The organism is Paenibacillus montaniterrae, from assembly GCF_018403185.1.
Classification (GTDB): Bacteria; Bacillota; Bacilli; order Paenibacillales; family Paenibacillaceae; genus Pristimantibacillus; species Pristimantibacillus montaniterrae.
The window spans coordinates 296395-317158 of sequence record NZ_BOSE01000006.1; the positions used below are offsets into that span (position 1 = coordinate 296395).

The window sequence follows — 20764 nt, forward strand, 5'->3', positions numbered from 1 at the left end:
CTTAAAGACCGTCCTTAAGCTTCGGTATGATGTTGATGAATACTTGATCATAACCATCCATTTTCTTTTCGGGATTTCTGTTTTCGTAATGCATGGATACATGCAAGAAAACAGCGACCTTGTATAGTGCCTTTTCTGATTCAGGTACACCAGCTTGCTCAAGTGACTCCTTGGCTGCTGCTAGCATGATTTCTAGCATTTCATCCTCATCGTCTGTATCAATTCGGAGATAATCTTTTACGTGTTGTAAAGTTACTGCCAACTCAGATTCCCCCTTTTGGCATACTCTAAGCGCTACACTAACAAGTACACATCAATATTTGTGCCGTTTAATGCACTACTAAGTGTTATCGTGTTATGTTCCAATGCGGTTGTATTAGTAGTGACTGTTGGCGCTGTTCCTTCTAGCACATCGTTCCTATATGCTTTTAACACTGTGTTATGACGTAATTTGTACGGTAAGCCTAGCTTATTTCCCCATCCAATACTAACAGTATCGGTATTTTCATTTACCTCTGCTGGCAGCTCGATTTTCATCACCTTCTTAAACGCTTTTGCGGATTCTACCGCTGTATTTCCATTTAAGGTAATTGTCTCCGAAATGGCATCATCGTTGTAGTTCGTCCCATGAATGATAACATCCCCTTTAATTTCAGGAGCGTTACCTGTAACGCGCAAGCTTCTTGGTGCTGCAGGGCTTGTTATTCCCTCGCTGATTACCTGTGCTTCTTTTTTTAGTGCAGTAGCAGCTAGCACGCCATTAAGATTTTGAGCGGTTGCTTTTTCCCCGGTTATGCTTATTCTTACAGGATACATTCGTTCAACCGTCTTACCTCTAACATCGGTACGCACATAGTTTTCAAAATGCGGTGAATACTTACTCATTATTTATACCTCCTAAGAGGATAGGAAGGGCATTCGCCCCTCTTATCCTTCGTCTTGGAAAGTCCAGTAGGTAAATGTTTCTTTGGCAAACAAGGGCTTACCACCGCTGTATACCTTACCACGCCATACTGTTTTATCTTCTGAGAATTTTTCAGATGTATTTGCTTCCAATGTAAAAGCTTCGGATTCATTGACGATATACGTTGATAAATCCCCAAATAAAATACCGCCCTCATCAGATGGCGGTATTTGAGAAGTGAAGATAACTGGCAAGCCAGCAATTAGATATACGGAAGCACCAGGGCCGCCTTGTACTGGTGTTGTTGTCACTAGCGGCTTGCCTGCAGCATCTGTAAGCGAGAAAAACTTAGTGAAGAATGTTGAGCGACTCATCACCCATGTTCCGTTATCACCATAAGGGCTATCTACTGCCGCCAAGATCATACCGATTTGCTGCCAATCCATTTGCGAATAGGTTTGGACAGCTGAAGGTGTTGCTTTAAGGTCCGTCAGAATACCTTGAAAGTTAGAATCAGGACCAATTACGCTGTTGAGTACATTGTTTTCCAACTGTAAACCAATATACTTACCAATTTCTCCAGCTAGATATTGCTCGAACGCTAGAATACTGTTTTTAAGTAACAAGTTTTTAACAATGATCGTCGCAACGACTGCCTGCTGCGAAATTTTAACTTCTGTGAAACTAAAATTTAAAGTTACTGTACCGTTAGGATTTTCAGTAGGTGCTCCAGCTGTACCAATAGGTAACGCAACATCGCCTGTGAATCCATACTTTGTAATAGCAGAATATAATTTTCCGTATTGCTTAATGACTGAATACACTTTATCCAATGTTGTTTGTGGAACTAGATATTCCGATCCGCTTGTCACGCTGCCGCCGTTCATTTCGGTAATGGCCCGTTTGCCATATGACATGATTTCTGCATCTGACTCGCTAACTTGACCGTTCAAATACGAACGATAGAAAGCATCGCGGTACTTAGTGGAGCTGCGATAATTATCTTCCGTTAATTCTCCGTTGCGCCCGCTGAACAGCCCTCGCTTGTTATCTTCTGGCGCATCCTTTAATTGTTCATTGATTTCGTCGATTTCCTCAGAGATTGACCGTAGTTCGTCGGCTCTCTGGTTCAGTTCTTCCACCGAAACCCCACGATGATTTTTTACGCTTTCCTTCAAGTTCAGTCGCTTTTGCTCTAATTCAGACTTTTTTCGCTTTAGTTCCGCTGCTTCTTTTTGTGTAAGTGCCATAATATAAATCCTCCCCTTGCAGCTTATAGCTGCTCAATTAAATTAATCAGTGCTGCTTTTTTCGCTTCATCATCGTCTATGTTTACTTGCTCTTGTTCCTGTTCCTCGGCTATTACCACCGTTTCTTCATAGGCTGGGAATGCCAAAACACTAACCTCGTAAATCTCATTAATTTGTGCAATAATGTCAATTTTGTTCTCCCAGTCTGTGGCGATGGTAGCTTTTGAATCAAAGTAGAAGCTCATTCCATCAACTAATTCGCGGGTTACTCTGTCGAATACATAATCATCAAGCCAAGTATTACCTAGCGTTACTTCTACGAATAGTCCTACTTCATCAATCTCTAAGCGTGCATTTTTGCCTGCTCGTCCTAGCACCCAAGCTGTGTTATGATCCCATAGCACAGGCACAGAAGATAAATCCACACCATCAAGAGCTGTTTTGCTTACTTTCTCTTTCCAAACACTTCCCCGCCAAGGTGTGCCAAGAACGTCAAATAAAATGGCGTAACCTCGGATTTTCCGAATGGTCACGCCATCTAGTTCCTCAGCAACTGCACGAAACCGTGCCCTGCTTACATCGTACTGCACTCTTCTCTTTGATTGAGATGAGAGCGGCGATTGCTTATTTTTCTCCTTGCTCGTCATCCTCTTCACCTCCTTCCACGGAATATACGCCTGGTTTCAGTGTTTGAAAGTTTTTGCTTTCCATGTACTCATCCAGCATTTTTGGCCCTTTAGGTAGTCCAATCCGCTTACGGACTTCATTCCTCGTCATTACTGATGCAAACATCATTTCTTTAAAAAAAGCTGTCCTGGCGGATAGTGTACTAATTTCCAAATCGATCAATTCAGCTAGCACTTTATTATGGTGATTCATTTCAGTTCGAGTAAATATTTTGTAAGTCATCTCTTCTTCGATTTGAAATACTATTGGCATAATTGTATTGCTAATGAATTGTTCGATTTGAATTTCAGTTGCGCTATGCGTAAAAATGTCTCTACTGCCACCAAAATAGGTATATAGATAGTCCACTACCTCGTTCAGCACTTCTTTATTTAGCGGCTGCATTTTCAAATCCAAATTGTGTACTTCGTATTCTGGCCCGACCATTCCAAATCCAGTTGTGTTTTCGGATGTTAAAAATAACTCTTTAAACTCCTCCAACTTCTTTTTCATATCACTGCCCTTTAATTGTGATTTATTAATCAATAAGGCTGCGATCCGTTGGCTGTTCTTGGAGTCGTTAACGGCTTGGGATTGTAATGTATTGACGATTTCCATGTATCCCCTAGTCGCTTGATTTGGTGCTCCACCCGTTAACGTTGGAAACCTCTGAAAATGTATAATATCCTCGTAATAGAAAAGACCTTTCGCTCCCGCTTCAGGGAAATAAATGACTATGTTCCCATCTTCGTCTTGTTGAAATTCGTGTTGTGAAAATGGAAGCGGATAGATGGCACGCAAATTCCCGTTATCATCCCAATCAGGGAAAGCATATGCGTTGTTGGCAATTAGCAACCGCGAAACCATAAGTGTCCAAAATACTTGCGGCGTTTGTAGAGGATTAGCCCGCTTCGCAAGTACGTACTGAACGCTGCTTTTCATAGTTTGTACATTTCCTTCATCATCTGCTTTGGCGTGATAGAACGGCACACTTCCTACTTTTTCAGCAATAAAATTGATTGCTGTTCTTACTTCTGGCGTATCGTACAAATTGCGCCCGAAACTCAGCAAGGGTATGCCTCTACGTAATAGATCAATGATCTGCGCTGCTGTAATGGTTTCTTCTTGTTTAGGTGGTCGAAACACATTTGCGATTCTTTGCCATACTCCCAATTAGTTACACCTCCTAACTTTGATACTCTTCGAATAGATCGATTACCTTTTTATAAGCGATATAAGCCAGTAAGAAAGACATATACCCGTCAATACGTGCTCTGCTTTTAGACTTGTCAGGCTGTATACCGTTATTAGCATCGATCTTTGCTGCGGTGTTTGTCACACACCAGCGGAATAAACCATTATGCCTGCTAAACTGAATAATTTTATCCTCAAACAGCACACGCGTTTCTTTCATTGGCGTGCTTAATGATTTTGCACCTGTAGCAATTGGAAACGTCACGCCGCGCTCGTTTTGATCTTCTTTCGGAAACCCGTTCATTTCCATGTCATCCACCCAATCACCACCATGCCAACGGTCATAACCAATTTTCCAGAATGTAACTTGATAGGTTGTTGCTAGTTCAAGAAACCATGCTGTTACATCCGATTTTTTTACCATTGCGCCATCGCATATATGCAGCAATTCTTTGTTTAACGGGTCTTTGGCAGCCGTTTTTACAAAACTCTCATATGCCATTTTATCAGCCTTACTGTTTTGCTCAATCCTTTGACGTGCAATAAAGTATTTTTGAAATACGTGTAATTTCCCGTCTAACGGAACGATAGCAGTCGCGCAACATAGGTCTGTTGTCTCTGCCAAATCCACACCGCCAACGGCATAACGATCTTGGATTAAAGATAAATTCATGTCGGTTGAACATCTATCAACCTTTGCCAAATCAAAATACGTAATACTCGTTCCTGCAGCACGGTTAAGATGCTTAGCTAGGAATGAAGGAAGCTGCGCAGGATCTTGCAGCGCTTTTTGATATTCTCCCTTCAAGTAGCTCATGGTTGGACGGCCTTCGGGAATGCCTGGATTTGCTTTAATCCAGCATGACGGATCAGCAGGATCATCACCGTCATCAATTCTGAATATCATCGGGAAAATGCGCTCTTTACTCTTCCCGTCCAGCACATCCATACAGCGCTTGAGAATTGAATCAAAGATTCCCTCACGCACGAAACCGAATGTCGAAATAATAACGCCTAGCGGTTGTGTTCTTGCACCTTGAGCAGAAGAAAATACGTCATAGGTGTTACGATTTTTAATCGCGTGCAGCTCATCGATAATATAAGCATGTGGGTTTAAACCATCTTGGTTCTCGCTGTTTTTTGAGCCAGCTTTCATGAAGCTGTTTGTTCGCGGAAAAAGCAACATTTCTGTGTTATCTTTATCCCGCTTCGTTTTCCAATGCTTCTTTGGGTTATCTTGCGGCGTTAATACTTTGCTTGATTGCAGGAATGCTTTAGCATTCTCATAAACAATCGCCGCTTGCGTTTTCATTGTGGCCAAACACCATACTTGTGCTGCTGGCTCGTTGTCAGCCATTAGCAAAAAGTCTGCAATGGCTGAAATAAACGTCGATTTCCCCCATTTTCGCGCTACAAAAAGGACGAGTTCCCTAAAGTAGCGCACAACTACCCCGATTTCCTCGTCCATCATCTTAAATCCAAATATACATGCTGCTATATATTTTTGCTCAATCGATAATTCTAATGGTTGTCCTGCCCATCGCCCTTCTCGATGCTTAACGAGTCTACAAAAATCCATGAATGCTTCAACATCAACTGGGTCGTACCATACCTTCTTACTTTTGAGCAGCTTTTCTATTAGTTTCTTTAGCTTTTTAATATCTTTACTATGCTTTTTTGGTTCCCGCTTTACGTAATCATGCCAATCCGCAATATATGTTGGGATGCTATTTCCCATTTCCCCGCTCCAAGATTTGTTCAAACTCATCTTTTTTAGGCGGTTCTTTTAGCGGCGGCGGGGTAGGCGGAACCAACTCCGCAAGTTGCTTAATTATCTTTTGATAATTGGCATTCATGGTATTGTACAATTGAGCTACTGGACGCTGCCGCTCGTAAGGTTTAGTTGTTGGTGATTGACTGAACAACTCGACATGTCCGTTTTCTTCCAGATCGCGTTCATATTCTTCAAGTGTTATACGCATGAATGCCGCACGTTGGATTAATCCATCTGCCACACGCATTAAATCTTCTGGCAGCTCCTTATAGCTTTCGCGCAGACGATTCTCTTCTTTGTTTAACTTTCGTCTCCTATCTTTTTTTTCTTTATCAGCTTGTTTCTTTTCTTCTTCTTCCTGTTTCCGCTTTGCTTCCCGCTCGGCCTCCATTTCCACCATCCGTAACCGGTGTTTTTCTTGTTCAATGAGGATTTGCGCGGCTGCATCTCTTCTTGCTATTTCCTCTTCTGAAAGTTTCATTCTTTTCTCAAATTCTTCGTCATTTTCTTCGATGTTTCCATTTTTTTGAAGATTTTCAAATTCGCTCGTTTTCAAGATTGTCACCGTCCTTTCATGGGGGGTAGGGGGGTCACGCGAAAATTGCCCGCGAGTAAATTTGTAACTTCCCTATGCGGTTACGAGCAATGTTAATTTTATTTAGCCCCTGGGGGGGATTTAAAACAATCATGCATTTCGTCCATGACTAACACTGCTCTCCCTATTCCGTCTAATTCGTTTTGATTCCATGATATAAGGTCTCTTCTCGTCCTTATCTTTGTGTTACTGTACTTTGTTGCCTTCAAGAATCTATCTACCGCATCCCGTAATTCAGCAAATTCCTTGGAGCTTAATCCTTCACTGTTCAACAATAGGAGAATCTTTCCATCTTCTTTTTCTGGTGTGTGGAACTGCTCGGTTCTGATCTTCCGACTGTATTTTCAAATCCTTCTCAATACTATTGCACAATGCTTTGATTCTATTTTTCTTTTCTTTCATATCCTCTGTCGTATATGCATCAATTGATTTTAATGCATCAAGGTATTTTAATTTTGCAAACATTTCATCCATCATTTTAATCATCCTCTCGTATTTTTAACTTCTGACGTGTCCGATTCGGTCACATTTCTTCCTCAATATCTTTTGAAGGTGGTATTAAAAAGTTTTGCAGCCCATTGCTCCTTGAATGCTTATTGTTATGGCAATCAGTACATAAATACTGTAGGTTATCTGGATTATAAGCAATGTTCCAATCGTGTTTGTTATCATTTGTTAACTCTATGATGTGGTCTACATCCTTACCCCGCTTGACTATATCTCTCTTAACGCAAGACTCACATAATCCATTTGCCCTTGCTATTACAAATTTTCTAACCTTACGCCATTCAGTTGTTGCATATATCTCAGGATGACGCGCCATATCCTACTCACTCTTTCCTTGAATACTTCTCTTCGTGCTTCAGTTCTAGTTCATTTTGGCGGGCTAATTGTTTGGGTGCATCTTTGTGGATGCTTTGGACGTTGATTATATAAAAGAGTGTCAGCAGGATAGCGCCGAAGCTCTTGCAAAATCTCTTTTGTTGCTTGGTTAGTTGCATCTCGTTCACGCTCCTTTTTTGTAATAGTTTATCTTTTTCTCCTATCGATGTTCGGTTTTAGGACAAAGAAAAAGCCACTCGTTAGAGTGACTTGAACTTGACTTTATATGTTATTGTGGCTTTTCCGTCAGCTATACTTATATCTTCCTCTTTTTGCAAAGTAACTTTATAGCCTAATTCCTTGATTTGATTAACTAATGACACATATTTATCTTCTTCACTTTCGCCCTCCGCTATTAGGTTGTGTTTTTGGGCGAATTTTTCAATCTCTGCTTTTATTAGTTCATCTATCTCTTTGGTGGAATGTGAGATCATAGTTCGTTTCCTCCCTTTTGAAACTGGCCTTCGAATCTCGTATTTACAATTCATTCGATGGTATCATTTTACTTGTCAAATTTATGCTTTACAAGCACCTTAACAAGACAAGTACATGCCATTTTAAAGACAATTTGCAGCCAGTTCTAAATACTCCGCTATTGCTCTCTTATGCCAGCGAACAAAAGTACGTTCTGTAATGTTTAAAGCTACTGCTGCTGTTGTGGATGAATATCCATCAATATATTTATATTTCAGCAATTTTGCAAAATCAGGCTTGTACTGCTCCAACGCTGCAAGAACATTGTCTATTCGTTTTAATTCAATCTGAATGTCTTGCATCTCCGCTATGATATCAAGTACTTTATCAATATCATTGCGTTCATCGTATCCTCTTGCTGCCAAGACTCTTGCAATTTTGAATTTTAGGTCTTGTAATGTTTTTGTATCCTCCTCATCCACCCCAACTGTAGCAATAGCCCTATGTTGACTCTTGATTCCTGCTGGGTATTTACCTCCTAAATATGCGTGTGCTACCGTTTCTAGTTGCTGCTCTTTTTTTGATAAATACATGTAGGTCGGTAGCCCGCGCAACTTTCGGTGTAGCTCCTGCAAATGATCATCTTCATTTAGTCTGCTTACGGTGATTCCCGCTCCTACAGAATAGTTGGACAATACATGTAAGCGAGCTTTCATACGTTTATAGTTGTTTAGTTGCTCGATTGCTTCCTGTTCGATTGCTTCCTGTTCGGTCATTTGCTTCACCTGCAATTCTGTATACTTTTAGTGATTCTTTTTGTCGTTGGCGTTCTGACTTCGGTACAACTGCCCGCTTCGGCTGCTTGTACTCGACATATGCCATTCTTCTACCGCTCATGCTCATCTGATATGCCTTCTCCCTTCAAAAATTTTTCAAAATCTTTTTCGCATTTTTTGCATAGTTCAAACCTATGTTCAATCCCGTCCCCGATCCAAAGCAAAAAAAATACTCGAACTTTTTTGTTACCTTAATGACAAACCTCGGAAACTGATGTTCCGATATTTCTTTATTGCATCGATCACATGTTTTATATCTTACTTCCCCCACTACATCAGCCCCCTGCTTGCCTTGAGAATCCGTTCTGCATCCTTGATTGCCTGCATAGGATGCTCGTCCTGCGCTCTCATTATGTCACCGCGCTCGTTGCGATATATCCAAACCTCTTCCCTCGTCCATTTTCCGTGATGGATTTTTGAGGGCTTACTTTGAGCAACAATAAGTTCGGTTTTGTCTCCTTGTTCAGAAGCTGGGTCAACGTCAGCATGATTAACGTCGTACTTCTCTTGATCAGCTTGATCGGTGCAGCCCGCTATATTGTCTGCTTCCTCTTCTTGTTTTGGCTGCTCTATTGCTGACTGTCTTGCTGCAGGAACTTCTTCAACTATTGGAGCAACTTGCTTTGCCTGCTTTGCGTCCTTAATGCTCATGCTTCCTTTAGCCTGGTATTCCTCGTATGCTTCCTGTTGTTGCTCTTGCGGCATCGTTGACAGCTCATAAGCGGTCGATATGTTTACATTGCCTTCCCGAAGCTCCTCCTTAAATGCAGGAGTCAGATTTTTGTCGATTGATTCCATGCGGGCTATTTGTGTTGGTGATGTATCCAGCACACTTGCAATTAAATCTCTTAGCCTGCCTGGTATCTTATCCCGCTTCTTTATTTGCTCAAGAATGGACTTCATTTCCTTTGCCTGCTGAATCTTCTCCCAATCTGACAGCTGACGTGCTGTTGAATTGGTTGTAATCAGCAATAAGCGCTCCTGTAGCTCGTCTTTTTCTGTTTCTATCATACAAGGCACTTTCTCAAACTCTTTCTTTCCTTCCTCCACTAAAGCTAAAGCAGCCAAGCGGCGGCGGTGGCCTGCTATCACTCTGTATTTGCCATTGTCCAATGGTGTGACAACTAGGTTTTGCTTTATGCCAAATGCAGCAATGGACGCTTTTAGCTCCTCGATCTGCTCGACGCTATAAAAGTTATCTTCTGATGGCTCTAGCTCGTCCACCGGAATAAAGGTTATTTTATAGCTTTGGCTGTTGTCGTCTTTGCTTGCTGCTGGCTTTCCACCGCCTAAAAGTTGATTGAGGTTAAACTTCGACATGCTCTTGTCTCCTCTCGACTAGATTCTCGTCCATGATGTTTCCCAGTCGCTGCGCAATTTTCTTGTATTCTTCCTCTCCAAAACTTTGTATAGATTTTTTTGCACGTTCGATTGCTTTCTTGTAGCGCTCTGATCCTGCAATTTTATAACCTGTCTCGCCGCATGTAACACACCAGCATTCATATTTTCCAGCGTGGAATATATAAAATGGTATGCCATATTGCTCAAATACCTTCTCGCCTGTTACCGTTCGATATTCTGTTTGACTTACTTTGATTCGAAACTGAACAGGATTTCTCAACTTTCTTATAGGAGCTGGCGCTTTTTCCTTGCGCGGTTTTGATTTTCGGTTTCTGCTTGGTTTTCTTTGTCGTTTCAATTCTTCTCCGAATAGAATCATGTCAACCCCTGTTTCTTTCTTAAATAAATCTATAGTTTCGTTGAAATGATTTGTGTGTGCTTCCTTAAAATCGATCTTTCTGTCTTTTGTTACTAGTTGTTCGTACCACCAAGGGCGAAACACTTTAATGTATCGCATATGAGAAAAATCATCCCAATACTTAAATACCCGCATGAGTTGGAAGCGCGGAACAACTTTTCCCGCTTCCAGTGCTTCCCTTACGATCCGATAATGCTTCTTTTTAACCCTCTGCTTTGTCATCTAACCCGCTCCTTTGTTTTTGTGTCCGATTCGGTCACTTTTCAAAATCCGCAAAATTTATTGAGGATTACCGCGCTTGACAACTCAAGGCGGCTTTACTTGCTTTAGTGCTTCGGGGGTAAATTCATAGTCACCGCTATTCAATCTGTTTAGTACGCCGTTAATGGCATACGAATGATTCATGAGGCCGCCCTCTTCATATGTCCGTTTCCAAGCCATCAAATCGGTTTCCAGTTTTTCTGCATCTATGGCTTTAACATGACTAATGCTGAATCCCTTTTGCTTATTCTCTATCCAGCTTTCTTGTACGCTGATCACATCCTCATAGCTTGAGCAGCGTGCTTTTAACTCTTCATTTTCTTTATGTGCTTGCTCTAGTTGATCAAGAAGAGTCTTAACCCATTGCGGCATGCGTGAGTCAAAATACTCCTCAACGCCAATGTCTAACTTATCAGGCACGATAAACATTTCTTCGCCATTATCAAAGCGGATCATTCCTTTTTCATGGTTAATTTCAATCACTTGATTCACCCTTTCGCAATTTTAATTACCCATTCAGCTACGGCTTTACGCTCAAGCAGAATTTTTTGAAAAGTTCAGTTTTTGTATTTTCGCGTGTAGTCTTTAATCATGGATCTTCTTCCCCGATCTCTACCCAAATCTCATAAGGCAGTGGATCTTCCCCCTGACCTTGGCAATCCTCTACATATTCTTCGTATTGCCGGTCAAGTTCGATCTCGTCTAGGCAAACTCCGCAAACGTCCCAATTGTCCATTTTGGCAAAGTTTTTTCCGCATCTTTCGCATTTATCGCTCATCTAGTTCGCTCTCCTCTAAAAATGGTAATACCGAATATAGCCATGCACGATATTGTTCGCCTGTTACCCCGCCTGGGCATGGCTGCACTCCATCAGAAAGAGCTTGTTTTACAGCGACTAACTTTTTGTTTGCTTCATTAAGTTGATTTATAGCTTTCTTGTACTCTGTGATTGCCTTCCCCACTGGTATTGGGTGTTCCGCAATCAGCATACGCTCCATATCATTGACAGAGATCAAATCTTGCTGTAACTGCTTTGCAGATTCACGAGCCTCAATTACCTTTTCATCCCCTTCGACTTCTACAATCGGTTCAAAGATCCACTCGTCAAATCCGCATTTCTTGCAATCCTCTGTAGGCTTTTTTTTATACGGCAATACCTTGTTGATTGCATCGCCGCAATTATTACAAAAAAATACGCCCTTCTCCATTGACTTACCCTCTCCTTTTCTTAATCATCGTACTGTTCAGTTGTACTTCTTCGGTGTGATGGTCCCACACTTTCAATTTCCCTCCCCTCTTAGGTACTCAGCCACTAATGCAAGGTAGTCGTAAGCAGCTCCACAGCGGCGAGAGTATTCAAGTATTGGTTTGGCGGCAAAGGTGCTTTCGTCTACTTTTTCCGTTTTACGGATGTGCGTCCTAAACAACGGGTACTCCTTTTGACCATGAAGCCATTCTTCTCCTTGTTTGTTTACCTCGTTACGTTGGTAGCTCGTAACGAAGCAACCTCTAAGCTGGAGATCAGGATTAAGCTCCTCTTGCGTGTTTTCAATTTGCTCTTTCAGCTCAGCTAAGCCGTCAAATGCGAACTTGTCTATTTTGATCGGGATTAGCACATCATCAGAAGCGACCAGCGCATTAATGACCGATATATTAATGTCAGGTGCATTGTCTATTATGCAGTAGTCGTATTTGTCGGCTACGGTTTTAAGTGCTGATCGTATGCGTGTCTGCTGTGGGCGTGTGCTATCTAGTAATACTTTCAGATTTGCACGCAATAGATTCATATTTGCTGGTATAACGTGTAAATTATCGTATCCCGTTTGAGTGATGATCTGGCTTACGTCAGGATTGCGCTCTGTCATAACATCAGCAATGCTTAATGCATCATAGTTGTGAGCATCGAACATTTTTGAAGCGTTGCCCTGCTTGTCATTGTCGATAAGTAGCACACGCTTGTTATGGACTGTAGCCAAGATATGAGCGATGTTTACGGCGCTGATCGTTTTTGCTACGCCGCCTTTCAAGTTGATTACTGAGATTGTTTTCATGCTTTTCCCTCTTTCATTTTTTATCATCAAACGAGAAATTTTTAACTGCATTCCGTAACAAGCGTTCGCAGCGCTTGCCAATACAAGACTTCATGAAACGAAGGTCTTTGTTCGTGAATAACCCGCTCCAACTATCTACAAAATTCATCAGTTCCAGTATTTCAGCCGGCTTCATCGTTTTTAAGCCTTCCTGAAATTTCTTTCTATCTTCTTGAGTTAGCTTGATCGGGGCGGTCATGTCTTACCCTCCCTCTGGTTCTTGCCCTTCGTCTAGCTCGCCCGATATTTCGATAATAATTTCAATGTCCTTTTCAATCAGCGCAAAGGCACATCGTGTGTCGTAATCTCTTGCCTGCCAATCCTTTCGGAATAGATCGAGGTCGTCTTTGTAAATGTCTTGGAATGGGTTTGCTTGCTCGGCGTAAAACATTCCTAGCATGATCTGCTCATCGTAGGCCTGTTCCCAACCCGCTAGATAGTATGTCTTGGAATGAGGGATTTTCAATAAGCGGAACAGAGCAATAACTCCGTTAAAATGATCGTAGGCTTTTTGGATGTTCTGGAAGTCCTCCTCTGACATGTTCTGTCCCTTGTTGGCTTCGCGGATTTGCTCAATCGATCTGCCGCCTGTAACGATCTTGCCTTTGATAATTTTGTGATCATTGCCCATGTCCATCCATCCTTTCAGAAACGTAATCCAAGAACATTACTGCCCCGTTGAATTTAACCCTGTACTGTTCAATATCTTCTGTTTTCAAGTATTGGCGACCGTATATCGCCTTCATATCCCGCCAGATATTCCACGGTATAAAATAAAAGTTGTCTTTGATGCCCACGCATACACCTGTAACAGCTCCTAACTTTCGGTGATGCTCTAGGCTTTCCATTTGCTCATCCGTAAGCACTGATCGCTTTATTTGATCGGTATTTGTATATTTCGCTTCAAAGTGAATTGCAGTACCGCCTTTAAGCGTGCCGCTAAAATCTGGCTGCGCGGCTGCTGTGAAGCGTCCAGTAAATTGACCGTTAGCCAGTTTTTTTGTAACCCTGAAAGGCTCAGGTACTTTATTAATCTCAGCTCGCTCTTGAGAGCTATAGATCACGCACCCTGTTTTGATTAGTTCCTCGAACAAGTGACCTTGTGCGTTGCTCATCATATTTCTCGCCTGGGTTTTCAATTGTTCATCATTCTTTTTCATACTCCCGCTCCTCCTAAAATAATTCCAACTGTCCGTATCCAATATCTTCAACTTTGACTAAATTCGATGCTCCTTCCCATGGGTCTCTGTATCCGTATCCTAATTTGCCTTCATAAACTATTTCGTGTCCGTTTTTATATTCATAAACGCTATATGCGTTAATAACACCTTCCTCAATTGCTGCGCAATGAGTTTTGTAGTATTTATTAACACCGACCAGTGTCAACCCTTTTGATTCAAGAATGGGTCGTAATCTCTCTGCGTTTTCGATTAGTTCATTCATCGTTGCCGTTAATCCAGCATAGCTTTCCGTATCCATGTCTTTCCTCCTTAAAATAATCTCAGTTGCCCCCACTCGGCGGCTGCTGGGTTAATCCATAACACTTCCTCGCGAGATGCCCCGCCCTCTGCTTTGGCTGACTTGGTTTCTCTGTACCAGTGGGCCAGCCGTTTATTGTAAAGCTCGTTATCATACCCACTTAACAGCACCGCTCCTGGATGAGCGTCAAGTAAGTCTAATAGCTCAATGTGGTCTTGATCTGTCATTTCGTGTCGGTAGGATGTCGTTGTGCGAGTGCTGTGAACATAAGGTGGATCGGCGTAAATAAGCACATTAGGCTTTGCATACCGCTGCAGCAATTGGCTTGCTGGTTGGCATTCGATTTGCACACCTTTCAAGCGATCTGCGACAACTTGAATCCGTTCCGGAAACTTTAACCACTCTTTGCCCGGCAATGGCCCGTTAAGTTCAATGAGACTGCGCCAACCGGTACGGTGCGAGGTTTTCCCCCCCCGACCTTGCCACAAACGTACTATCAGGCGGCGCGCTCTTTCTAAGCTGTCCTCTGCTGGATAATAACTGCCGTAGTATTCTTGTCTTGCGTGCGGCGTCCAGCGTATGACGTGAGCTAATTCCTCTGGACGCTCGCGAATGACTTGAAATAGATTGACTATCTCACCGTCAATATCATTGATTGTTTCGAGCTGGCTGCGTTCTTTTGAAAAAAGAACAGCCCCACTCCCGAAGAATGGCTCAATATAGGTTTCATGCGGCGGCATATGAGATATTATCCAATCGGCTAAGCTCCATTTGCTGCCTGGGTAGTGCAAAATGCGTGGTATAGTCATTTCTTTCTGCCTCCATCCCTCTTAGGGAAATTCCTTTCTCGTTTTTCTTTTGTTAATAATCCAATTTCTCGGCTGGTCATCGGCTTACGTGTAGACGCTTCATCGAGACTCCACCCTGATTTAACCCTCCTATGAAATGTCCTTTCAGATATTCCATTCTTGGTAGCGAGTCTTAAATACTCGACTGGGTACTTTCGACTGAATTCGTGTGCTCTGGCCGCTTGAGCGCTTCGATCTTGAAGGGGCTGCGTGGCAGCTCTTTCTTTGCTCCAACCTAGCCTATTAACCCGATAGCGAAATGTGCTATAGCAAATTCCGTTCTGTTCAGCTAAGGCAATCCAGTCTTTTCCTAGACTTCTTTTTTGATGCGGTGGTGTTCGTAACGCCTTTTCTTTCGACCAGGCTAATCTTCTAATCCTCACTTCGAGTAAAGCTGGCCTTATTCCGATTGCTTCTGCCTGCTCGTAATCCTCTGGTGCAATGTAGTAATCGTAGGGATTCATTTGATTACTCCTTTCTTAATGCACAATCGATATTGTTCTTTCGTCCTGTGGCATAACCCATACAGGATTCCAGCTCAATTCAAACGTCAAGCCCGCTTCTGCTTCGGCTGCTGCAGCCAGAATGACATTTCCCATCTGTTCGGCTGCTCCGCATGGTACTGCATTCCCAATGTATTCGCGCGCCTTTGCGTCTGAGCATCCCTCCAACTGAAACGGTCGTCCGTCCGGCAGATGTGTAGGGAAACTTTGGAGCATTGCCAGCTCGTAGGTAGTTAGCGGTCTGTGCCAAGTACCATCTTGAGCAATAATTACCCATGTTCCTTGCTCGTTATCTGCTGGTATGCGCGGATCAGCAATAGCTGCTGCTGATGCATGAACGTCTGCGCTGCCTATTACTGTTTTGCTTGGTTTATGCCAAGCCTGCACGCCCATTGTGTCAGCTCGCGGCGCGCTTTTAATGCGGGGATCGGCAATTAGTTGAGCACCGTTTTGCACATCTGTTGCACCAGTGACCGTTGCAGCTGGGTTATTTGCCGACTGCATGCGGAATTGATCGGTATATCTTCCCTCGCGGTTTGGCACTCGCGGGTCAGATACACTACCGGCAGCTTGCATGATACGATTGGCTGCTCGGACAGTCTTAGCGGTATCATCCCAATCTTGTACGCCGTAGCTATCAGGCATTAAATCAGTGTTAACTCGCGGGTCAGATATTGCGATTGCTCCGCTCCCAAATCTTGTTCCAGTTACGCATGGGGCAACCTCTTCTGCTCCGACTACCCTGTACTGTGCTGGATGTCGTCCAGGCTTCTCTGTCAATTTCGGGTCAGCGATGCAAGCAGCTCCTTGATTGACTCCTGCAGCACCTGTTACGCATCCCGCTTCATTCTCGGTGGACTGAACACGAAGCAAGTTTGTTTTACCGTCTCCGCTAATCTTTACCCTTGGGTCAGATACCGCCGCTACTCCATTGCTGCGACCAAATCCTGCCGTACTTGTTACTGCTCTGCTTGGCTTAGACCAATCGGCAACCTCATATGCTCCAGCTCGTGGGCTATGAACGACTCTAAGCGACTGCCAATCGACCTTATTGAGATCGCGCCAGTCACCGCCAGCAGGAATAAGGGCCAATCTCATCCACGTTTTCCATTGCAGGCGTGGTAATCGATGTAGCGGCCCGCCCGCTTCTGTGTCGCCTGGTGATGGTAGATTTCCGATTACATCACCGATAGAGCGCATTGGCTTAGGCGTTGGATAATAGATTACATTCGGAATCTGCTTCGGATCGCGTGCTAGAATCAAGAAACGTACCCGTTGTTGACCAAGACCGCCTATTTCGCCTAAATTATGATCCGCTCGAATACTAACCTCGTATCCGAAACTTTTGAGCAGCTTCTCGATCTTTCTCAGCAGCGGCTTTCCGCGCGATGTAATGCGCGGTACATTTTCCATTTGTATGACTGCTGGTATGCCGCCGCCGTAATCAACACAGGCTTGCAGCGATAATTTAAGTCCGCTGACCGTTAGATAATTTAAGGCTTGATATTTGTCGCTTTCGGATTTCTTTTGCGGCAACAGCCCAGACAAGCCTTTGCATGGTGGCGACAGAAAGAGAAACCACGGCACTCGCTCTTTGAACGCTTTCCAAATATCCCAGCTCGTAGCTTCTCGCCAATCTTCCGGCGGCTCATGTCCATGCCATGCTACATATTGCCAGCGCTCGAACAAATCCATTGTTACGGCTGTCTGCTCCCCTGTAATCAAATCATGGTTATGATTAGCAACTGGATCACTGTCGATTGAGCAGAGCAATTTGAAGCGATAAAGCTTCCCGCCGTACTCAACTTGGGACTTTAATAGTCCTGCCGACTCGCCGCCAATCCCGCCAAATAGTACGGCTGCTGTCTTGTGCTGCACATTATCTATAGCTAACAAATCTATTCCTCCTTATTTTTGCCTAGTGTAGATTTGATTTTTGGTTGATCTTATTTCTGCTCGAATCTCTTGAATTTTTCCCTCGATCATTTCGTCAGCCTTGGCGCTGGTTAAGCCTGCTGCTCTAAGATCGCTCTTAACTGCTAACAAGAAATATTCCAAGTTATAAAGCTTGTTATAAAGAAGTTGATGCCAACTGTTGTACGCCATCTGTACGCTTGTCTCTTTTTCCGCTGCCCGCTCCTTAGACATAACTCAACCCTCCTATATTCAGAATTTTCAAACGATTGGAGCTATCATTCTCTTGATCGGCGTAGCTTGAGGTATACCGACCAGCCTGTAAGATCGTTATACTCAGCTCTTGCATCCGTCAAATCCCAATCGGGGTATTGCTTCTTCCAGTAGATCAGATTATCTATTTCATCTTTGACAATCCGCTCCACCTGACGGCGTGAATACTTATGATCGTTTGTGCTGTACTCAGGCCTTTCTAGGTTCTGGCTGCTGCTCCATCGCTTCTTGCCGTTCGGATTTTTCATAAGGTATCGGGCGATAGCTTCTAATCCATATTCATTAGGCTTCAAACGGTCTGCATTGACAAATCCTATTCTGTCGCCTTTTTTCTGCCCTTTTTTCTTCGGCTTCCTCCACAATTCTTCTATCTCATCCCGATCTAATCCACCATTCATAATAATGTGATGGTGGATACGAACAGGCTTCTCATCGTCTTTACCTGTTCTATATTCGGTGATAAGCACATATTTTAATGGGTCAAGCCCTTCCTTCTTCCGCTTGTACGCTATGCGCCGAATGTATTTAGACACTTCTTTTTCAGCTGCTTCTATTGTGTCAGGCAATTCTGCGTAGGTAAGGGATACATGAAGGTCGCCTTCTCCAAAGTTCGTATTCAACAACTGTACAAAGTACCGCTTAGCGTTTTTATCGTTCAAATTCTTTTGTTTGGGAGCTGACACTTTCCCTTTCTTTGAACGCTTTCTTGGTGTAGGAAGGCTTGTGTGCGAATATATGTCAACTTCCATGTATTTCTTGCCACAGTAAATCTTTTTTTCTCTTATACAGCTTCTCACGGCTATTCCTCCAGCTCGTTCATGATCTGCCGTAAGGGGTATATCTATCTGCCACGCTTCAAGGGCTTTTCTCTCCCTGCACATATCTGCATCGTCAGAAAGATAATACCCATTACAAGCCCGATAACGCTTGGTTAAGCGTTTTTTAAGGTTGTTGCTCGCCGCGAGAAATGCTACAATTAATTTAGTAGATTAATAGATTCTCGCTTTGAGTTCGCCCCTGGTCGCTACCGTTAATAGCACCAAAGGGCGTTCTTTTTTGCCCTCATATGGCATCGGCAAGCGTTATGTCTTGCGGACGTACGAGCATAACGCTGTTTCCGTTTAAATCCATCAACTCAGCTTGGATGAACATTCCAGTTTCCGACTTTCGGTAGATGATTGCTGAGATATGCTTGTACCTTAAGCCGCGATGCATGATAGCTTGTCCGCTTGCCATTGCTGCCTTTAACTCCTCGTTATCCAATGCGCTTACCCCCTTTTAATCAAATGGCTTGCCGTAATTATGCGGCTGATTCCGCATCTCTTGCTGCAGCATATCTAGGGCCAGTTCGTATGCTTCTACTCCTTTACCAGCACTAGGGCAAACTGTTAAAGAAGCTAGTCCAAGATTTTGCAGTGCTTCACCGTATGTATGTGTTCCTCTCTTAGCTTCGATAACGATCTGTTCCGCTGTTTCTTCTATTGACATGGGTTCACCTCCAACTTTTTGAGGAAGCGTCCCAATTTTTTAGATTCTTCCGCAGTTAAGAAAATTGCGCCGACCTCTTCGCCGTCAAAATATTGCTTTAATTCGACGACTCCGCCAGTTGCGTCAGCAACCAATTTACTCGAAAGATTATCGTAAATTACTTCTTTCAAGAACTTCACCCCTTAAATGAAAAATATGAATCTTTGATGTATCAGCTACATCTAATGAGTAATGATGAAGGAGGAAACATCATTACCCATTAGATAGAGCTGATCGGCTCTATCAATCTATTACAATCCAATCATCGGCCTGTAAGTCATTAAGGCTTGGTAGCCATGCTCGTACTCCATCTAAACCATCAAGGCGGTACACCAAGCATCTAGTCGCACCGTTTTGAGGTTTTACTTTTTTGTATTCAAGCTCAGCGGAATTGCGCCTCGTCATAAACCGCTTTTCCTCTGCTGCCTGTCTAGCAGCTTCTTGTATATTCACAATCTCACCTTATTCCCCTTAAATGCTAAATTACTTGCTTTTCAGTTGAGCTCCGCTCCTCTTCTTTTTGCTTCTCAATTTCTTTTAATACAATATTTGCCCATACATCCACTAAATTCTTTGGATTCGGGTGCGGAATGGTTTTAACTGTAGCTCTTATCATTTCTTCTCCTCACTTCCTTAATGAGCTTGTATAATATTTCCTCTTTCTCTGCTAAAATGTTAATTGATCAAATTTATCAAGAAAGAGGGTGCTAGATTGCTTAGTTTTTTTAAATCACTGTTCAAATCTACAAATGAACCTCGTGAAGAGTCCATAAGTTATCGCAAAACCATTGATATTGAACAATTTAGGCAATATCAAACATCTGTAGCAGGTATAACATTTGAAAATCTTGACGGATCTTCAAGAGAGCTTATAGCTTCTCGTTGTCGTTACGGTCAAAAATTATTGCTTACCAGAGAGCCTGAAAACCCTCATGACAGTAAAGCAGTAAAAATTTTGACTCAAGATGGGCAACAACTGGGCTACTTAGACAAGAAAGAAGCAAGTGATATGCAAGCTTTACTAAAGGGAACATCAAAGACGTTTAGCCATGTTGAAGCATATTTTTTAGAATTTACCGAATTTGAAAATGACAAAGGTAAACTAATTCCATCCTGCGAAATTTGTATTCGTAAATACTACAAAAACAAGTATTGATTAAGTTAGCCGTCATAACTTGGCGGCCAACTTTAATATCCACGTACTTCTGCGCAAGCTTCTTCATCAGTTTTCAAAAACTGTGCCACATTGCTTTGTTCCCTTTCGGGAACATTTTGTTCAAAAAAATGTCCCGCTTCTGATTGAGGGATGTTTAATACTTCCAACATTGTTGCAAACTCCTCAACGCTGATTTTAATTTTTCCATTTTCTTTCTTATGATAAGAGGTACGGTTAATATTTAGAGCTTGTGCCATGTCCTCTTGAGATACCTTGCGAGATAGTCGTTCAAATCTCAATCTTTGCAAGTTGAATTTCATCGTTCCTCACCGCCTTTCATGATTACACTATAATTATTTCGTTCCCGTTTGTCAACATATGTATTCGATTTTTACCTTTTTGTTGCCTAGAGGGAACAGTTTGCTATATAATAACGCTG

At 42.7% G+C, this 20764-nt stretch carries 33 protein-coding genes; 1 reads left to right on the top strand and 32 read right to left on the bottom strand.

The genetic code is table 11. From position 1 onward, the window contains the following. Position 1 precedes the first annotated feature (1 nt). From KJS52_RS16910 to KJS52_RS17055, 31 genes are all read right to left on the bottom strand, one after another. Positions 2 to 262: a head-tail connector protein gene (locus KJS52_RS16910; RefSeq protein ID WP_213517427.1), complete on the bottom strand. Its 261-nt coding sequence runs from the start codon at positions 260 to 262 to the stop codon at positions 2 to 4. Positions 263 to 294: 32 nt separating this feature from the next. Continuing rightward, the gene (locus tag KJS52_RS16915; protein ID WP_213517428.1) at positions 295 to 885 is read right to left on the bottom strand and encodes a hypothetical protein; all 591 of its coding nucleotides are present in this window, start codon (positions 883 to 885) and stop codon (positions 295 to 297) included. 42 nt (positions 886 to 927) lie between these two features. Continuing rightward, positions 928 to 2154, bottom strand: coding sequence for a phage major capsid protein (locus KJS52_RS16920; RefSeq protein ID WP_213517430.1), 1227 nt, complete (start codon positions 2152 to 2154; stop codon positions 928 to 930). A gap of 23 nt (positions 2155 to 2177) precedes the next feature. Beyond that, positions 2178 to 2801 (bottom strand): HK97 family phage prohead protease, encoded by a 624-nt coding sequence (locus tag KJS52_RS16925; protein WP_213517432.1) that lies wholly within the window; start codon positions 2799 to 2801, stop codon positions 2178 to 2180. After that, positions 2779 to 3993: a phage portal protein gene (locus KJS52_RS16930; RefSeq protein WP_213517434.1), complete on the bottom strand. Its 1215-nt coding sequence runs from the start codon at positions 3991 to 3993 to the stop codon at positions 2779 to 2781. Before KJS52_RS16930 ends, KJS52_RS16925 begins: the two co-directional genes overlap by 23 nt. A gap of 13 nt (positions 3994 to 4006) precedes the next feature. Then, positions 4007 to 5752, bottom strand: coding sequence for a terminase large subunit (locus tag KJS52_RS16935; RefSeq protein ID WP_213517436.1), 1746 nt, complete (start codon positions 5750 to 5752; stop codon positions 4007 to 4009). Then, positions 5742 to 6344, bottom strand: coding sequence for a hypothetical protein (locus tag KJS52_RS16940; RefSeq protein WP_213517438.1), 603 nt, complete (start codon positions 6342 to 6344; stop codon positions 5742 to 5744). The genes KJS52_RS16935 and KJS52_RS16940 overlap by 11 nt, the downstream gene beginning before the upstream one ends. Positions 6345 to 6644: 300 nt before the next feature. Continuing rightward, entirely contained in the window at positions 6645 to 6857 is a 213-nt protein-coding gene (locus tag KJS52_RS16945) for a hypothetical protein (protein ID WP_213517440.1), read from the bottom strand. Between the two features lie 49 nt (positions 6858 to 6906). Continuing rightward, on the bottom strand, positions 6907 to 7206 hold the full coding sequence (locus tag KJS52_RS16950) for an HNH endonuclease (protein ID WP_213517442.1): 300 nt from the start codon (positions 7204 to 7206) through the stop codon (positions 6907 to 6909). A gap of 259 nt (positions 7207 to 7465) precedes the next feature. Then, a complete protein-coding gene (locus tag KJS52_RS16955) occupies positions 7466 to 7699 on the bottom strand; it encodes a hypothetical protein (protein WP_213517444.1) in 234 nt (77 codons plus the stop codon). Positions 7700 to 7822: 123 nt separating this feature from the next. Next, positions 7823 to 8455 carry an ECF-type sigma factor gene (locus KJS52_RS16960; RefSeq protein ID WP_213517446.1) on the bottom strand — a complete coding sequence of 211 codons (633 nt, stop codon included), beginning with the start codon at positions 8453 to 8455 and terminating at the stop codon, positions 7823 to 7825. A gap of 330 nt (positions 8456 to 8785) precedes the next feature. Then, entirely contained in the window at positions 8786 to 9835 is a 1050-nt protein-coding gene (locus KJS52_RS16965) for a ParB/RepB/Spo0J family partition protein (RefSeq protein ID WP_213517448.1), read from the bottom strand. Next, a complete protein-coding gene (locus KJS52_RS16970) occupies positions 9822 to 10496 on the bottom strand; it encodes a hypothetical protein (RefSeq protein WP_213517450.1) in 675 nt (224 codons plus the stop codon). The genes KJS52_RS16965 and KJS52_RS16970 overlap by 14 nt, the downstream gene beginning before the upstream one ends. Before the next feature lie 84 nt (positions 10497 to 10580). After that, on the bottom strand, positions 10581 to 11027 hold the full coding sequence (locus KJS52_RS16975; protein WP_213517452.1) for a hypothetical protein: 447 nt from the start codon (positions 11025 to 11027) through the stop codon (positions 10581 to 10583). A gap of 97 nt (positions 11028 to 11124) precedes the next feature. Further along, on the bottom strand, positions 11125 to 11313 hold the full coding sequence (locus tag KJS52_RS16980) for a hypothetical protein (RefSeq protein WP_213517454.1): 189 nt from the start codon (positions 11311 to 11313) through the stop codon (positions 11125 to 11127). Then, on the bottom strand, positions 11303 to 11743 hold the full coding sequence (locus tag KJS52_RS16985; RefSeq protein ID WP_213517456.1) for a hypothetical protein: 441 nt from the start codon (positions 11741 to 11743) through the stop codon (positions 11303 to 11305). The genes KJS52_RS16980 and KJS52_RS16985 overlap by 11 nt, the downstream gene beginning before the upstream one ends. Before the next feature lie 72 nt (positions 11744 to 11815). After that, positions 11816 to 12586 carry a ParA family protein gene (locus KJS52_RS16990; RefSeq protein WP_213517458.1) on the bottom strand — a complete coding sequence of 257 codons (771 nt, stop codon included), beginning with the start codon at positions 12584 to 12586 and terminating at the stop codon, positions 11816 to 11818. A 13-nt stretch (positions 12587 to 12599) separates the two neighbouring features. Continuing rightward, the gene (locus KJS52_RS16995) at positions 12600 to 12824 is read right to left on the bottom strand and encodes a hypothetical protein (RefSeq protein WP_213517460.1); all 225 of its coding nucleotides are present in this window, start codon (positions 12822 to 12824) and stop codon (positions 12600 to 12602) included. A gap of 3 nt (positions 12825 to 12827) precedes the next feature. Next, positions 12828 to 13256 carry a hypothetical protein gene (locus KJS52_RS17000; RefSeq protein WP_213517462.1) on the bottom strand — a complete coding sequence of 143 codons (429 nt, stop codon included), beginning with the start codon at positions 13254 to 13256 and terminating at the stop codon, positions 12828 to 12830. After that, on the bottom strand, positions 13246 to 13785 hold the full coding sequence (locus KJS52_RS17005) for a Holliday junction resolvase RecU (RefSeq protein WP_213517464.1): 540 nt from the start codon (positions 13783 to 13785) through the stop codon (positions 13246 to 13248). Before KJS52_RS17005 ends, KJS52_RS17000 begins: the two co-directional genes overlap by 11 nt. Positions 13786 to 13798: 13 nt before the next feature. After that, on the bottom strand, positions 13799 to 14104 hold the full coding sequence (locus KJS52_RS17010; protein WP_213517466.1) for a hypothetical protein: 306 nt from the start codon (positions 14102 to 14104) through the stop codon (positions 13799 to 13801). An 11-nt stretch (positions 14105 to 14115) separates the two neighbouring features. After that, on the bottom strand, positions 14116 to 14913 hold the full coding sequence (locus tag KJS52_RS17015; protein WP_213517468.1) for a DNA adenine methylase: 798 nt from the start codon (positions 14911 to 14913) through the stop codon (positions 14116 to 14118). Beyond that, positions 14910 to 15416: a hypothetical protein gene (locus KJS52_RS17020; RefSeq protein WP_213517470.1), complete on the bottom strand. Its 507-nt coding sequence runs from the start codon at positions 15414 to 15416 to the stop codon at positions 14910 to 14912. Before KJS52_RS17020 ends, KJS52_RS17015 begins: the two co-directional genes overlap by 4 nt. Before the next feature lie 15 nt (positions 15417 to 15431). Continuing rightward, positions 15432 to 17351 (bottom strand): DNA cytosine methyltransferase, encoded by a 1920-nt coding sequence (locus KJS52_RS17025; RefSeq protein WP_246563682.1) that lies wholly within the window; start codon positions 17349 to 17351, stop codon positions 15432 to 15434. A 12-nt stretch (positions 17352 to 17363) separates the two neighbouring features. After that, the gene (locus KJS52_RS17030; RefSeq protein WP_213517472.1) at positions 17364 to 17603 is read right to left on the bottom strand and encodes a hypothetical protein; all 240 of its coding nucleotides are present in this window, start codon (positions 17601 to 17603) and stop codon (positions 17364 to 17366) included. A gap of 44 nt (positions 17604 to 17647) precedes the next feature. Then, positions 17648 to 18523 carry a rolling circle replication-associated protein gene (locus tag KJS52_RS17035; RefSeq protein WP_246563684.1) on the bottom strand — a complete coding sequence of 292 codons (876 nt, stop codon included), beginning with the start codon at positions 18521 to 18523 and terminating at the stop codon, positions 17648 to 17650. 181 nt (positions 18524 to 18704) lie between these two features. Then, positions 18705 to 18905 (bottom strand): hypothetical protein, encoded by a 201-nt coding sequence (locus KJS52_RS17040; protein ID WP_213517473.1) that lies wholly within the window; start codon positions 18903 to 18905, stop codon positions 18705 to 18707. 15 nt (positions 18906 to 18920) lie between these two features. Next, entirely contained in the window at positions 18921 to 19130 is a 210-nt protein-coding gene (locus KJS52_RS17045; RefSeq protein ID WP_213517475.1) for a hypothetical protein, read from the bottom strand. After that, positions 19121 to 19300, bottom strand: coding sequence for a hypothetical protein (locus tag KJS52_RS17050; RefSeq protein ID WP_213517477.1), 180 nt, complete (start codon positions 19298 to 19300; stop codon positions 19121 to 19123). The genes KJS52_RS17045 and KJS52_RS17050 overlap by 10 nt, the downstream gene beginning before the upstream one ends. Before the next feature lie 112 nt (positions 19301 to 19412). Beyond that, positions 19413 to 19622 (bottom strand): Thoeris anti-defense Tad2 family protein, encoded by a 210-nt coding sequence (locus tag KJS52_RS27990; RefSeq protein ID WP_444980915.1) that lies wholly within the window; start codon positions 19620 to 19622, stop codon positions 19413 to 19415. Positions 19623 to 19647: 25 nt separating this feature from the next. Further along, positions 19648 to 19785, bottom strand: a complete 138-nt coding sequence (locus KJS52_RS17055; RefSeq protein ID WP_213517479.1) for a hypothetical protein — start codon at positions 19783 to 19785, stop codon at positions 19648 to 19650. A gap of 96 nt (positions 19786 to 19881) precedes the next feature. Between KJS52_RS17055 and KJS52_RS17060 the strand changes: the two genes are divergently transcribed. Beyond that, a complete protein-coding gene (locus tag KJS52_RS17060) occupies positions 19882 to 20325 on the top strand; it encodes an HIRAN domain-containing protein (RefSeq protein WP_213517481.1) in 444 nt (147 codons plus the stop codon). Positions 20326 to 20357: 32 nt separating this feature from the next. Here KJS52_RS17060 and KJS52_RS17065 read toward each other — a convergent pair whose 3' ends face one another. Next, positions 20358 to 20645, bottom strand: coding sequence for a helix-turn-helix domain-containing protein (locus tag KJS52_RS17065; RefSeq protein WP_213517483.1), 288 nt, complete (start codon positions 20643 to 20645; stop codon positions 20358 to 20360). Between the last annotated feature and the right edge of the window lie 119 nt (positions 20646 to 20764).